This window comes from Pseudomonas sp. H1_G08, from assembly GCF_054681355.1.
This window is the reverse complement of the sequence record NZ_CP162822.1, coordinates 4,956,320-4,970,075: the sequence shown is the minus strand read 5'-3', so window position 1 is coordinate 4,970,075 and position 13,756 is coordinate 4,956,320. Positions and strand designations below refer to the sequence as shown.

Here is a 13,756-nt window from a genome sequence, read left to right as displayed (position 1 = left end):
CGTTTGCTGCAATGGAGTTGATCATAGCTGGCGCTGCGGGTTCAGGGTCTGGCGACGTCAGGTGAGCCTGCGGCCAGTTGCGCTGCCGGATAGACCGACTGCCATCCACCGCCAAGCGCCTTGTACAAACCGACCATCGCCAGTGACACCCCGGTCGAGCTTTCTACCCATTGCTCCTGCGTGGCGAGCAAGGCGCTCTGCACGGTGAGGACGTTGACGAAATCGACCACGCCTTCGACGTATTGCTGTTGCGCGGTGCGCAGGGCGATCTGGTTCTGACGCACGGCTTCGGCGAGGCTGTCGCGCCGGCGCTGGCTGGCGTTGTAGGCGGTCAGCTGGTCGTCGATTTCATGCCAGGCACGCAGCACAGTCTGCTGGTAGGCGATGGCCGCTTCTTGTTGCTGGGCTTCGCGCAGTTGCAGCATGCCGCGAAGGCGACCGCCGTCGAACAACGGCAAGCTGAATTGCGGGCCGATGGCAAAGGCACGCGAGCCCCATGAACCGAAATCGCTCAGCTGCATGGCCTGGGAACCGAGGTTGCCGGACAGGGTGATGCGCGGATAGAAATCGCCCTTGGCCACGCCGATGTTGGCGGTGGCGGCGTGCAGACGCGCTTCGGCCTGGCGGATATCGGGGCGGCGTTCGGCCAATTGCGACGGCAGGCCGATGGCGACTTGCAGTGGCGACTGCGGCACTGCCGCGTCTGTGGATAACGTTTGAGCGAGAGCTTGCGGTGGCTCGCCCATCAACAGACTGATCGCGTTGATCAGTTGCGCCTGACGCTGCTCGAGCGCCGGCAGCCGTGCCTCGATGGCGGCGACTTGCGCGGCGGCTTCGGCGACGTCCAGATCGGTCGCCACGCCATCGGCCAGCCGTAGCTGCGAGAGTTTCAGGCTGTGGCGGGCGACGTCGAGGTTCTGCTCGGTGACGGCGCGGGTGTTCTGCACGCCGCGCAGCTGAATGTAGTTTTGCGCGGTGTCGGCGAGCACGGTCAGCAGTACGTCACGACGGTCGTTTTCTGCCACTTCGAGATTGGCATCAGCGGCTTCGGTTTCACGGCGCACGCGGCCCCAGAAGTCCAGTTCCCATGACGCCGAGAAACCGGCATCCCACAGGTTGAAAGCCTCGTCGCCGTTATTTCCCGATGGATCGTTCAAGCCTTCGCCGCTGTTGCGTTTACGTGCGTAGCTGCCGCTGGCGGTGCTGTTCGGATAACGCTCGGCGGTGATCACCTGGCGCGCGGCGCGGCTTTGTTGCAGGCGGCTGCTGGCCAGTTGCAGGTCGAGGTTGCTGTTCAGCGCGCGCTGGGTGAGCGCGGACAGCTGCGGGTCCTGGAAGGTTTCCCACCAGCGTTCGTTCAAGGGTTCGCTGACGGCCTGGCTTGGGGCGGACCGCGCCGGTTTGGCCCAGTCGGCAGGTTGGGTGGCTTCGGGTTTCTGGAAGTCCGGGCCGACGGTACAAGCACTGAGGCTGACTGCAAGCAAGGCACTCAGGGTGAGCTGCTGCCTATGCCCCCATCGCTGGCAAGCCAGCTCCCACAAGGATTGTGCAGGTTGTGCAAAATGGTTCAGCCTGCCAATGACCCCTGTGGGAGCTGGCTTGCCAGCGATGAGGCCAACCGATTCAACACCGATCATCGCTGCGTCACCTCGCGCCCGGACGCCTTCGAGCTGGCGGTATCAATACTCGCCTCGACCGACATCCCCACCCGCAAGCGCTCGGCCAGTGGCTGGCCCGGTTCCAGCATGATCTTCACCGGAATCCGCTGCACCACTTTGGTGAAGTTACCGGTGGCGTTATCCGGTTTCACCGCAGCAAAGGTCACGCCGGTCGCTGGCGCAATGCTCTCGACGCGGCCGGTCAGGGCTTCGCCGCCCAAGCTGTCGACCCGCACTTGCACATCCTGACCCGGCTGCACGTCGGTCAACTGGGTTTCCTGAAAATTGGCGACCACATAAGCCTGCTGCAACGGCACCACCGCCAACAATTTGCTGCCCGGGGTGACGTAGGCACCGACACGCACCGCGCGCTCGCCGATCATGCCGTCCTGCGGCGCGATGATGCGCGTGTAAGAGAGGTTGAAACTGGCGATTTCCAGTGCCGCCTGCGCGTGTTTCAGATTGCCTTCAGCGGCGTTGCGCTGGGCAGTGAGGATTTCGACTTGTTTGCGTTCGGCCGCCAGTTTCGCCGTCGCGGTGTCGAGACGCGCCGAAGCCTGATCAATGCGCGTGCGCGCCTGCTGCGCGTTCTGCACGGTGCCGGCACCGACTCCGGCGAGATGGTTGTAGCGGTTCAGTTCCTGCTGCGCAAAAGCCATTTGCGCTTTGGCCGAGACCACGGTGGCCTGCGCCTGAGCGATCAGCGACGCCTGCCGCTCAAGGGTCGCATTGGCGTTCTGCAATTGCGCCCGCGCGACCAGGGTTTGCGCGTCCGCCGCTTCCGCCGCTGCGCGCAAATCACGGTCATCGATCAGCGCCAACAATTGCCCGGCCTTGACCTGCTGGTTGTCTTCGACCAGCACCTGCTTGATGAACCCGGCCACGCGCGGCACCACCAGCGTGTAGTCGGCGGAGACGAAGGCGTCATTGGTGGTTTGCTCGGTGCGTTGGCCGAACAACCCGGGCATCGCCAGGTACACCAGCACGCCCACCGCCAGCGCGGCAGCCACGGCCACCGCGAGTTTTTGCTTGGATTGAGTCATAAAAAACCTTCAGTTTCAGTACAGCGATCAGGTCGGCGCGCGCGGCGGATAAATCCGCGTCGGCAGCCAGAAAATCAGCAGGATCAACGCCACGGCGACGCCGGCCATGCACACGTAGAGATCGGCCGAAGTCAGCACCACCGCCTGCTCGTGCACGCGGTGAGCGAGGCCCGGATCGCTGTGATCGGCCAGCGGCGAATTGCCCAGGCTGTCGACCAACATGGTCGAATGGAAATGCAGGCGCGCGGTGGTCAGCGCTTCGATCACGCCGGTGGCGACCACTGCGGCGAGACCTTTGACGGTGTTGAACCACGCCGACGCGAACGGGCCTTCCATCGGCGTGATACTGCCGGTCGACAACATCAGCAGCGGCAACACCGCCATCGGCTGGCCGAAAATCTGCAGCCATTGCAGGACGTAGAAGTCATCGCGAATCCACGCCGAAGTCAGGTGTGAACCGCCGAGGCAGGACAGCGCGAGCATGCTCAGACCAATGCCAAGCACCCAGCGGCAATCGACCCAGCGCAAGTTGCATAGCGCCGCCACCAATGGCAGCGCAATCAGCTGCGGCAGCGCAGCAATGAGCATGATCGGCGCGGTTTGCGCCGGACGATAACCCTGCACCTGGGCCAGATAACTCGACGGAATCAGCACCACCGCCAACAGCACGATCAACACCCCGGCGAGGGTGATCAGGGCGAACAGCAGGTTGCGGATGCCGAGCATCTGCAGCTTGAAAAACGGAATCGGCTGCGACCATTCATTGATCATAAAAGCCACCAGCAGCAGCGAACCGGCACCGAGTAATCCACAGATCAGATTCGACTCGAACCAGTCCAGTCGATTGCCCTGCAACAGACCGATCACCAGCATGCAGATCGCTGGAAAGCCCAGCAGCAGGCCTTTCCAGTTGAACGACTTGAGACGCTCCAAGCGCAGCGGATCCTGGGGCAATCCGTAAGCCACTGCGGCCATGGCGATCAGGCACGGCACGATGATCTGCCAGAAGGTCCATTGCCAGCCGACGTATTCAGTCCACAGACCGGCCAGCGGCGTGCCGAGTCCCGGGCCGAAAGTCGCGGTCAGTGCGTAGCCGGCCAGTCCGTACAGTTTGATGTTCGCCGGGAGAAAGCGCAGCGCGACGGTCATCAGCATCGGCGGCAATGCACCGCCGGCGAGACCTTGGAGGATGCGCATCAACAACAGGCTTTCGTAATTAGGCGCGAACGGGCACAGCACGCCGAGCAAGGTAAACAGGCCGATCGCGCAGAGGGTGAAGCGGCGCAGCGAGAAGGTCACCGAGCACCACGGCGCAAAGGCCATGGCCGCGACCGACGTGGCCGTGTAGCTGGCGACCAGCCAGGTGCCTTCGTCGTAGCCAATGTGCAGCGCGCCGCGAATGTCGGCGAGTGCGACTTTGGTGACCATCTCGTTGAGGCCCGAGACCAGCACGGCCAACAGCACGCCGACCAGACCAATGATGATCCGCGCCCCGAACACCGGTGGCGCAGCCGCCGTCGCCGGGCTGGTCGCGGCGAGGGGCGCCGTGACCGTCAGGGATGTCATGAATGAAAAGCTCCGGGGGTGAAATACCGGAGCATTTTAGTGGGGCTTGATGCTGACGAAAATTGACTTATTGGCAGGTTATAAGTGCATCAGACACAACGGTGAATGCCTATGTGGGAGCGAGCCTGCTCGCGAAAGCGGTGGACCAGCCGCCATTGAGGTGACTGACTCGACGCCTTCGCGAGCAGGCTCGCTCCCACAGGGATTCGATGGTGTCTGATGATTTACGGCTGTGCCGCCAGCCACGTTTCATCGCAGCAGGTCTTGAGGGTTTCGCGCAGCCAGCGGTGGGCCGGGTCCTTGTCGAAGCGCGGGTGCCAGGCTTGGGTCAGCATCAGCATGGGCAGCGGAATCGGCAGGTCGAATGAACGCAGTTTCAGGCCCAGCCGCCGCACGCTGAGCAGGGCTTCTTTAGGCACCGGCAGGATCAGGTCGGAGTCCGGCAGGGCAAACATCGCCGCATGGAAACTCGGCGCGATCACCGCCACTCGACGCTCCAGCCCCAACGCATTCAACACCGTGTCGATCGGGCCGCGAGCGATGCCACGGCGCGACATGCTGATATGGGAAAAACCGGCGTAGCGCTCGGCAGTGATTTCGCCGTCGAGCAAAGGATGGTTCTCGCGCACCAGGCCGACGAAATGCGTGGAGAACAGGTTCTGCACTTTCACTTCCGGCGTGAGCGGACGGGTATTGCTGACGCTCAGATCGATGCGCCCTTCGCGCAGCGCTTCATCGTCGCCATCGCCTTCCGGGACGAAGCGCAATTCGCAATGCGGGGCGAGTTGGTCGAGGGTGTCGAACAGCTTGCCGCCGTAAACGCCGACGAAGAAATCATTGGCGCGAATGCTGAAACGTCGACGCAAGGTGCCTAGCTCGACGCTGTCGGCGGAACGAAACAGCAGCGCCGCCTGCTCGACCACGTCGCGCACCTGTTCGCGCAGTTCGAGGGCTTTGGGGGTCGGCACCAGGCCACGCCCGGCGCGCACCAGAATCGGATCGCCGATGGCTTCGCGAATCCGCGTCAGCGTGCGGCTCATGGCCGCCGGGCTGAGGTTCATCCGCCGCGCCGCGCCGACCACACTGCCCTCGTCGAGCAAGGCATCGAGGGCGACCAAAAGGTTCATGTCCGGGAGTTGCATGCTGAGCACTCTTGGCCGATCTGGATTGATCCGGGCACAATGCTAACAAACATCCCTAAAGAGTGACGATGCCAGCGCTGGCCTCTTCGCGAGCAGGCTCGCTCCCACCCTGGAATGCGTTCTCATGTGGGAGCGAGCCTGCTCGCGAAGAGGCCGGCCCAGCCAACGAAGACCTCAGCGCTGCATACCCCAGCGCTTGACGGTCACGCGCTCGAGGGTGGCAAACACCAGATTTTCCACCAACAGGCCAATCAGGATCACCACCGCCAACCCGGCAAACACCTTGTCGGTGTACAGCTCATTGCGATTCTGGAAGATGTACCAGCCCAGCCCGCCCTTGCCGCTGGTCGCGCCAAACACCAATTCGGCCGCGATCAACGTACGCCAGGCAAACGCCCAGCCAATCTTCAAACCGGCGAGAATCGACGGCAGTGCCGCCGGGATCAGGATGAACAACACAAGGCGCAAACCCTTGAGGCCATAGTTGCGCCCGGCCATGCGCAGCGTCTCGGACACACCGAGAAATCCGGCATAGGTGTTCAGCGCCAACGCCCACAACACTGAATGCACCAGCACGAAAATCAGACTGTTCTGGCCCAAGCCGAACCAGAGCAGCGCCAGCGGCAGCAGGGCAATCGCCGGCAACGGATTGAACATCGAAGTCATGGTGCTGAGCAGATCACGTCCCAACTGGGTCGAGACCGCCAATGTCGTCAGGGCAAAGGCAAGGACGATGCCGATCAGGTAGCCTTTGATCAGCACCACCAGCGAGATCCACACCTTGGCCAGCAGCTCACCACTGAGCAGCCCGTCGAACAGGGCCTGCGCGGTTTGCAGAAAACTCGGCAGCATCAGGTCGTTGTTCTGAATCCGCGCGACCACCTCCCAGATGATCGCCAGCACAATCAGGATCAGGCTTTTGCGCAACCAGCCCTGTTGCCACAGGCGCGTGCCAAGCGGCAACTCGCGCTCGACCGGCACTGCGGTCAGCGGCTCGAGCACGGTTTCGAATTCTTCACGCACGGATGATGAATGGCTCATCGGGTAGTCCTCCTGGCCGCTCAATAGGCGATGCGAATGTCGTTGAAGTCGTGATCACGTTGGGTCTCCGGCGTCTGGCCCTCATCGAACAGCAGACGATGAATGCGCCGCGCCGACGCCTGAAACGCCACGCCGCCGAGGCTGTGCAGGTCGTATTGATGGCTGTGCACTTCGGCGCGCACCCGGCCCGGATGTGGCGACAACAAGAGGATGCGATTCCCCACCACCAGGGCTTCTTCAATCGAATGGGTGACGAACAACAAGGTGAAGCGCACCTCTTCCCAGAGCAGCAGCAACTCCTCCTGCATCTTGCGGCGGGTCAACGCATCGAGTGCAGCGAAGGGTTCGTCCATCAAAAGAATTTTTGGTTGCATGGCCAACGCCCGGGCGATCGCCACCCGCGCTTTCATGCCGCCGGACAAAGTGTGTGGATAGGCGTCGGCGAACGCTGCGAGGCCGACCTTTTCCAGATAATGCAACGCACGCTCTTCGGCTTCTTTCTTGTTCAAGGTGCGCGAGGCCAGCAGCGGGAACATCACGTTCTGCTTCACGGTTTTCCAAGGCGGCAACTGGTCGAATTCCTGAAACACCACAATGCGGTCCGGCCCCGGCGCATCGACGCGCTGGCCTTGCAGGCGGATCTCGCCTTCGCAGGGCTGGATGAATCCGGCGACCGCTTTGAGCAAGGTCGATTTCCCGCACCCGGACGGGCCGAGCAGGACGAAACGATCAGCCGGGTCGACGGCGAAACTGACTTGATGGGTAGCGCGCACCACGCGCTGCGGCGTGCGGTATTCGAGGCTGACGTGATCGACGGCCAGCAACGCTTCGCTGTGGGCGATCGGGTTGCTGGCCGCGTGGCCTGGCAAAGGGGCGTTCATGGTCGATCTCCGGCAAATCAGAAAGGCGCATCGCCCTGAATGGTCGTGCGATACAGCTTGCGGCGCAGATGCGCGGGGCAGCCGGCGGCGAGATGGATCAGCGAGCGGTTGTCCCAGAACACCAGATCATGCGGCTCCCATTGATGGCGGTAGATGTTTTGCGGCAGCACGCTGTGAGCGAAGAGTTCGCCGAGCAGCTGACGACTTTCGTCTTCCGGCAGACCGACGATGCGCGTGGTGAAGCCTTCGCTGACGAACAAGGCTTTGCGGCCGTTTTCCGGATGGGTGCGCACCACTGGGTGCACCACTTCGGCGACTTGGGCCAGTTGCTCTGGGGTCAGGGTCGGGCGCCAGTTGCCCTCGAATTTGCTTTCGCTGTAGCGCGCGGTGTAGGAATGCGCGGCAAAGCGGCCTTCGACCGCATTACGCAACGCAGCCGGCAGGTTGTCCCAGGCTTTGTGCATGTCGGCAAACAGCGTGTCGCCGCCCTCGGCGGGCAGCTCTTGGGCGTGCAGCATCGAGCCGAGACTTGGCAGCTCTTTATAGGAGAGATCGGAATGCCAGAACTTGCCGGCGTCTCCGAGACCGATGTTCTGGCCGTTCTCAATGATGTTGGAAACGATGAGAATTTCCGGGTGATTGGCCAGCAGGAACTGCTTGAGCACGTGGATCTGCAACACGCCGAAGCGGCGGCTGAAATCGATTTGCTGTTGCGGGGTAATCTGCTGATCGCGGAAGACCACGACGTGGAAATCCAGGTGCGCGCGGTGAATCCGCGCGAAGTCCTGATCATTGACCGGCCGGCGCAGGTCGAGGCCAACGATCTCGGCGCCGACGGCACCGCTGAAGGGGCGAATTTCGAAGATTTGCGGCGCGGCAGTTGCGGCGCTTTCGGTGGCAGTAGCGGCGGACATCAATCATCTCCCACGCACGGCGCGCTCACGGACGCGCTCGTCGATCAGACACTCACGCTGGATTGCGTGTCGGTTCAGGTCGTGCGGCGCGCCGATTGGTCGGCAGGTACGCAGGTGGGTGACTTTATAGCTATAAGAACTGGAGATTAAATACCGTTAATGAATAACGATATGGCGAATGGTGAGGGGGTGGGTGACCATTTGTGTCACTTACCGACGGATATGTAGCGCTTCGGAGGACGCCTTCGCGAGCAGGCTCGCTCCCACAGTTGGAATGCAATCTCCTGTGGGAGCGAGCCTGCTCGCGAATAGGCCGTCACCAGCGCCGAAGATCTAGCGCTCGTGCAACGCCTCAGCCCGCGCCCGAATGATCGGCTTGAGCAAATAGCTCAACACCGACTTCTTGCCAGTGATGATATCCACCGAAGCGACCATCCCGGGAATGATCAGCAAAGGCTTTTCATCCGTGCCCAAGTGGCTGCGCTCGGTACGCACCTTGATCACGTAATAAGTGGTTTTCTTGTCTTCGTCGGTGATGGTATCCGCACCGATCTGCTCCAGCTGTGCCTTCAGGCCGCCGTAAATCGTGTAGTCATAGGCGGTGAATTTGACGATCGCTTCCTGACCCGGATGCAGGAACGCGATGTCCTGCGGGCGGATCTTGGCTTCGACCAGCAGGGTGTCATCCAGCGGCACGATTTCGACCATGTCGCTGCCCGGCTGGATCACACCGCCGATAGTGTTGACCAGCAACTTGTTGACGATACCCCGCACGGGTGAGGTAACCAGCGTACGGCTGACGCGGTCTTCCAGCGCCTTGCCGGTGGCCTGGGCCTTGTTCAGATCGGTGCGCGCTTCGTTGAGTTGGGTCAGCGCTTCGCTGCGGAATTTGCCGCGGGTTTCGTCGATCTTGCGCTGCACTTCCTTGATCGCCGATTCCGCGCGGGGGATGGCCAGCGTGGTCGCATCGAGCTGGCCACGGGTTTCCACTTCGGCACGCTTGAGGCGCAACACTTCCACCGGGGAGACCGCGCCCTGCGCCACCAGCGGCTCGGACATGTTGATTTCCTGACGCTGCAAGCCGAGTTGCTGACGGTACTGCGCCTGCTTGGAGCTGAACTCACGCAGCTCCTGCTGACGCTGGATCAACTGCTCCTGCAAGCCGCCGATTTCATCGTGTAATTGCTGACGGCGGCTGATGTACAGCGACTCTTCGCTTTTCGCCTGACCCGGCACGGCTTTGAGCACGTCCTCGGGAAAATTCAGCGGACGATCATCGACTTCCGCGCTCAGACGCTCGACCCGCAGCAGCATCGACAGGCGATCAGCCTCGGTTTCGCCAACGTTGGAGGCAAAACGCGTGTCGTCGAGACGAATCAGCGGCGCGCCGGCCTCGACGATCTGGCCTTCCTTGACGAACAGCTCGGAGACGATACCGCCCTCCAGGTTCTGGATTTTCTGAATCTTCGACGACGGAATCGCCTTGCCGTCGCCCTTGGTCACCTCGTCGATCACGGCGAAGTTGGCCCAGAGCATGAGGAACACGAAAAAGCCGATGATCGCCCAGATGGTCAGGCGCACGACGCGCGGGGCGTCTTCGATCAGCGCCTTGTTGACCTCTGGCAGCGGCTGGCCCTGCAGCGAGGCAGAGCCCTTGAAGTAGCGACGGATCGACTCCTTGACACCGGACTTAAGCAACACTGATCTGCCCCTTCTTCAACGCTTCCATCACGGCGGCTTTCGGGCCGTCGGCGAGAATCTGCCCGCGATCGATCACCAGCAGGCGATCGACCAGCGACAACAGCGATGCCCGATGCGTGACCAGCACCACGGTTTTGTTTTCAATCACTGCTGCGAGGCGTTGCTTGAGGCGTTCTTCGCCGGTGTTGTCCATCGCACTGGTTGGCTCATCCATCAACAAAATCGGTGGATTGAGCAACAGCGCCCGGGCCAGGGCGACGTTCTGCCGCTGACCGCCGGAGAGGTTTTGCCCACGCTCGCCGACTTGCAGCTCGTAGCCTTGCGGGTGCAGACGGGCGAATTCGTGGACGCCGGCCAGTTCGGCGGCTTGCAGCACCAGCTCGTCTTCGACGTAACGCGCGCCGGACACCAGGTTGTCACGCAGGGTGCCGGACAGCAGCTGGATGTCCTGCGGTACGTAGCCGATGTTGTAGCGCAGTTCGCTGACGTCGATCTGGCGGATGTCCACGCCGTCGACCAGCAAGGCACCGTCGTCCGGTTGGTACAGGCCCACCAGCAGTTTCGCCAGCGAACTCTTGCCCGAGCCGCTGCGGCCAATGATGCCGATCTTCTCGCCGGGACGGATCACCAGGTTGATGTTCTTCAGCGCCGGGTTCTGCTGGTCCGGATAGGTGAAGCTGAGCTGACGGCATTCGATCGCACCCTGCAGAACCTTGCGGCTCAGCGGGCGCTCCTCGAAGTTGCGCTCCTGAGGCAGCTCCATCATCTGGTCGACCGAAGTCATGGTCACCCGCGCCTGTTGATAGCGCGTGAGCAGGCCGGACAGCGACGCCAGCGGGCTGAGGGCGCGGCCACTGAGCATGTAGCAGGCAATTAGCCCGCCCATGCTCAGGTTGCCGGCGATGATCTGGTACACGCCGAAGACGATCATGATCACCCCGGCCAGTTGCTGGATCAGCAAGGTGATGTTCATCGCCAGGCCGGAGAGCATTTTCACTCGCAGCTCGAGACGGCTGAGGGTGCCGATGGTCTGCTCCCACTGATACTGGCGCTCGCTTTCGGCGTTGTTGACCTTGACCGCATCCAGGCCGGCGAGGGTTTCGATCAGGCTCGACTGGCGCTCGGCGCCCAGCGCCATGGTGCGCTCCATGGTCGCGATCAACGGCTTCTGCAAGGCGTAGCCGATCAACAGGGCAATCGGGAACGCCAGCACCGGAATCCACACCAGATGCCCGCCGAGAATGGCGATGACGATGAAAATCAGAATGGTAAACGGCAGGTCGATCAGACTGGTCAGGGTCAGCGAGGCGAGAAAGTCGCGCAGGCTCTGAAACTCATGGATGTTCTGCGCAAAGCTGCCGACCCGCGCCGGGCGGTATTTCATCGCCATGCCGACGATGCGCTCGAACAGCGTGGCGGAGATGATCAGGTCGGTTTTCTTCCCGGCCAGATCCAGGCACAGGCTGCGCAGGCTCTTGAGGATCAAGTCGAAGATGTAAGCGCCGGTGATGCCCAGCGCCAGCACCCAAAGGGTTGCTTCGGCCTGGTTCGGCACCACGCGGTCGTAGACATTCATCACGAACAGCGGCGCGGCCATGGCGATGATGTTGATCAGGAAACTGGCGGCGATCGCATCGGCGTACAGCCAGCGCGAACGCTTGAGGGTGTCACGGAACCACGAGCGTGCGCGCGGGATCAGCGTGCCGTGGTTGACGTCGAATTTGTGCTGCGGCTGGGCGAAGAACACTTTGCCGGTGTAATCGTCGCTCAGCAGTTCGCGGCTGACCACCGATTCGCCGCCATCGCTTTCGCTGAGCAGCACGCGTGCTTCGTCGTCGCCCTGCCAGCCGAGCAGGACGGCGCTGCGGCCATCCTTGAGCAGCAACAGCGCGGGCATGGCGATCGCCGGAATTTCTTCGAGCTTGCGCTGCAACACCCGCCCCTGCAGGCCGGCGCGAGCTGCTGCGCGCGGCAGCAACTCGACACTCAAACGTTGTTTGGGCAGCGGCAGGCCGGTGGTCAGCATCGCCGCGCTGGCAGGCTTCTGGTGCAGCATGCACAGGGCGAGCAGACCATCCAGCAACGGATCGTCATGCAACGCGCGTGGATCATGGCTGAGTTGAACTCGACTGACTTCTGATTCCACGCTCGACACTCTTTAACAGTTGAAAGGGATAACTCAGTTCATCCCAGGCAGCTGGACCTTGGGCTTCACGTCGTTCTGCACAACGGATGCCAACGGCGCGACCACTCCCTGGCTTTTGAGCAATTGGCCCATGGTCGCCTTGATTCGGTACTGAGTAAATAACTGAATGTTCTTGATTTCCGCCAGACGCCGCGAGGCGGTAAACAGTTCGTTTTCGCTGTCGAGCAAATCCAGCAGGGTGCGTTCGCCGAGGCTGAATTGACGCTGGTAGGCGGTACGCACCGAGGTGCTGCGATCGACGTATTGCTGGGCGATCGGCACTTGGGCGTTGGCATTGTTCAGCGCGTTCCAGGCGAGGCCGAGCTCTTCATTCAACTGACGCAGGGCGTTGTTGCGGATGTCCAGCGCCTGGTTGGCCAGGTACGACTTGGATTCCAGATCGGCCTTGTTGCTGCCGCCGGAATACAGGTTAAAACGCATGCGCAGCATGGCCTGCCATTCATTGTTGTGGCCGTTCTGACCATCGAGATCGTTGTCGGCGGAGCGGCCCAGTTCGGCGTCGAAACGCGGGTAGAAGGTCGATTTGGCGGTGGCGAACTGCTTCTCGGCAGCGGCGATGTCCGACTCGGCGGAACGCAGGATCGGGCTGTTTTCCAGCATTTGCGCGCGGGCTTCATTGAGGTTGGCCGGCATCATCGCCATGAACGGCGCCGGGCGCTCGAGCTGATCGGGCATCTGACCGACGGCGCTGAGGAAGTTGGTTTCCGCATCGGCGAGGTTGGTCTGCTCGGTGATCAGATTGTTGCGGGCCTGGGCCATGCGCGCTTCGGCCTGATCAAGGTCGGCACCGCTGCCGACGCCGCGCTGGGTGCGCAACTGGATCTGGTCGTAGATGCGCTGGTGGCTCTTGAGGTTCTCCTCGGCCAGACGCACGAATTCGCGACGGGTCAGCACGTCCAGATACACCTGGGCGACGGTCAGTGCAGTACGCTCGGAAGTACCCAGCAGCGAGTAAGCACGGGAGCTGACGTTGGCTTGTTGACGCGCAACTTCGTTAGACGTCGCGAAACCGTCAAAAACCATTTGCGAGAGACGTAAACTTGACTCGCTGCGGTTCAACGTCTCCCAGTGATTGCTTCCACCGTTCGCTCTCGTGGTCACACTGTCAGTGCCTTCACGGCCATAACCGCCCAGCAGATCGACCTTGGGCAGGTATCCCCCTTTCGCAGCCTTTAACTGATAATCCGCCGCCAATCGACTATTGACCCCCGCCTGAATCTCCGGATGGACATCCAGCGCCTGTTGCATGGCTTCTGGTAAGGATTGTGCTTGTACAAAAGAGGCGGCGAGAGCGAAGGGAGCGGCAAGGAGCAAAAGCGAACGCATGGTTGGAATTTTCCCGGAACTTCTTGTCTTGAATCACAGCAGAAACGTGGTGCTGCGTCGGATGATGGCAACCCGAAAGACCGTATGTCGGAAAGTTCAAAACAGGAACTGGATGACAGGCTGAAGGACAGGTCGCCGCGGAAATATCAATGTGACATTAGTGGGGCGATTGTTTAGGATGGCTCCCAGAAGGTCAATAGTTTGGCATAAAGTTAATCGCGATAATTTATAGCCAGATTATTGACGGAAATACAGCGTCAATAAGTTATCCATTTATA

At 61.6% G+C, this 13,756-nt stretch carries 10 protein-coding genes; all 10 read right to left on the bottom strand.

The window, feature by feature from the left end; all coding sequences use genetic code 11:
* Nucleotides 1–41: 41 nt before the first annotated feature.
* The gene (locus tag AB4N85_RS22560; RefSeq protein WP_460065937.1) at nt 42–1,637 is read right to left on the bottom strand and encodes an efflux transporter outer membrane subunit; all 1,596 of its coding nucleotides are present in this window, start codon (nt 1,635–1,637) and stop codon (nt 42–44) included.
* Complete coding sequence (locus tag AB4N85_RS22555) at nt 1,634–2,701, bottom strand: HlyD family secretion protein (RefSeq protein ID WP_460065934.1); 1,068 nt, start codon at nt 2,699–2,701, stop codon at nt 1,634–1,636. Before AB4N85_RS22555 ends, AB4N85_RS22560 begins: the two co-directional genes overlap by 4 nt.
* A 27-nt stretch (nt 2,702–2,728) precedes the next feature.
* On the bottom strand, nt 2,729–4,267 hold the full coding sequence (locus tag AB4N85_RS22550) for an MFS transporter (RefSeq protein WP_460065931.1): 1,539 nt from the start codon (nt 4,265–4,267) through the stop codon (nt 2,729–2,731).
* A 224-nt stretch (nt 4,268–4,491) separates the two neighbouring features.
* Entirely contained in the window at nt 4,492–5,409 is a 918-nt protein-coding gene (locus AB4N85_RS22545) for a LysR family transcriptional regulator (RefSeq protein WP_460065929.1), read from the bottom strand.
* A gap of 174 nt (nt 5,410–5,583) precedes the next feature.
* On the bottom strand, nt 5,584–6,450 hold the full coding sequence (locus AB4N85_RS22540; RefSeq protein WP_041477414.1) for an ABC transporter permease: 867 nt from the start codon (nt 6,448–6,450) through the stop codon (nt 5,584–5,586).
* A gap of 20 nt (nt 6,451–6,470) precedes the next feature.
* Nucleotides 6,471–7,331 (bottom strand): ABC transporter ATP-binding protein, encoded by an 861-nt coding sequence (locus AB4N85_RS22535; RefSeq protein WP_460065926.1) that lies wholly within the window; start codon nt 7,329–7,331, stop codon nt 6,471–6,473.
* 17 nt (nt 7,332–7,348) lie between these two features.
* Nucleotides 7,349–8,245, bottom strand: a complete 897-nt coding sequence (locus tag AB4N85_RS22530; RefSeq protein WP_460065923.1) for a TauD/TfdA dioxygenase family protein — start codon at nt 8,243–8,245, stop codon at nt 7,349–7,351.
* Nucleotides 8,246–8,578: 333 nt separating this feature from the next.
* Complete coding sequence (locus AB4N85_RS22525) at nt 8,579–9,946, bottom strand: HlyD family type I secretion periplasmic adaptor subunit (RefSeq protein ID WP_024011116.1); 1,368 nt, start codon at nt 9,944–9,946, stop codon at nt 8,579–8,581.
* Nucleotides 9,936–12,092, bottom strand: a complete 2,157-nt coding sequence (locus tag AB4N85_RS22520; protein WP_122508361.1) for a type I secretion system permease/ATPase — start codon at nt 12,090–12,092, stop codon at nt 9,936–9,938. The genes AB4N85_RS22525 and AB4N85_RS22520 overlap by 11 nt, the downstream gene beginning before the upstream one ends.
* Before the next feature lie 33 nt (nt 12,093–12,125).
* A complete protein-coding gene (locus AB4N85_RS22515) occupies nt 12,126–13,478 on the bottom strand; it encodes a TolC family outer membrane protein (RefSeq protein WP_095181152.1) in 1,353 nt (450 codons plus the stop codon).
* Nucleotides 13,479–13,756 lie beyond the last annotated feature (278 nt).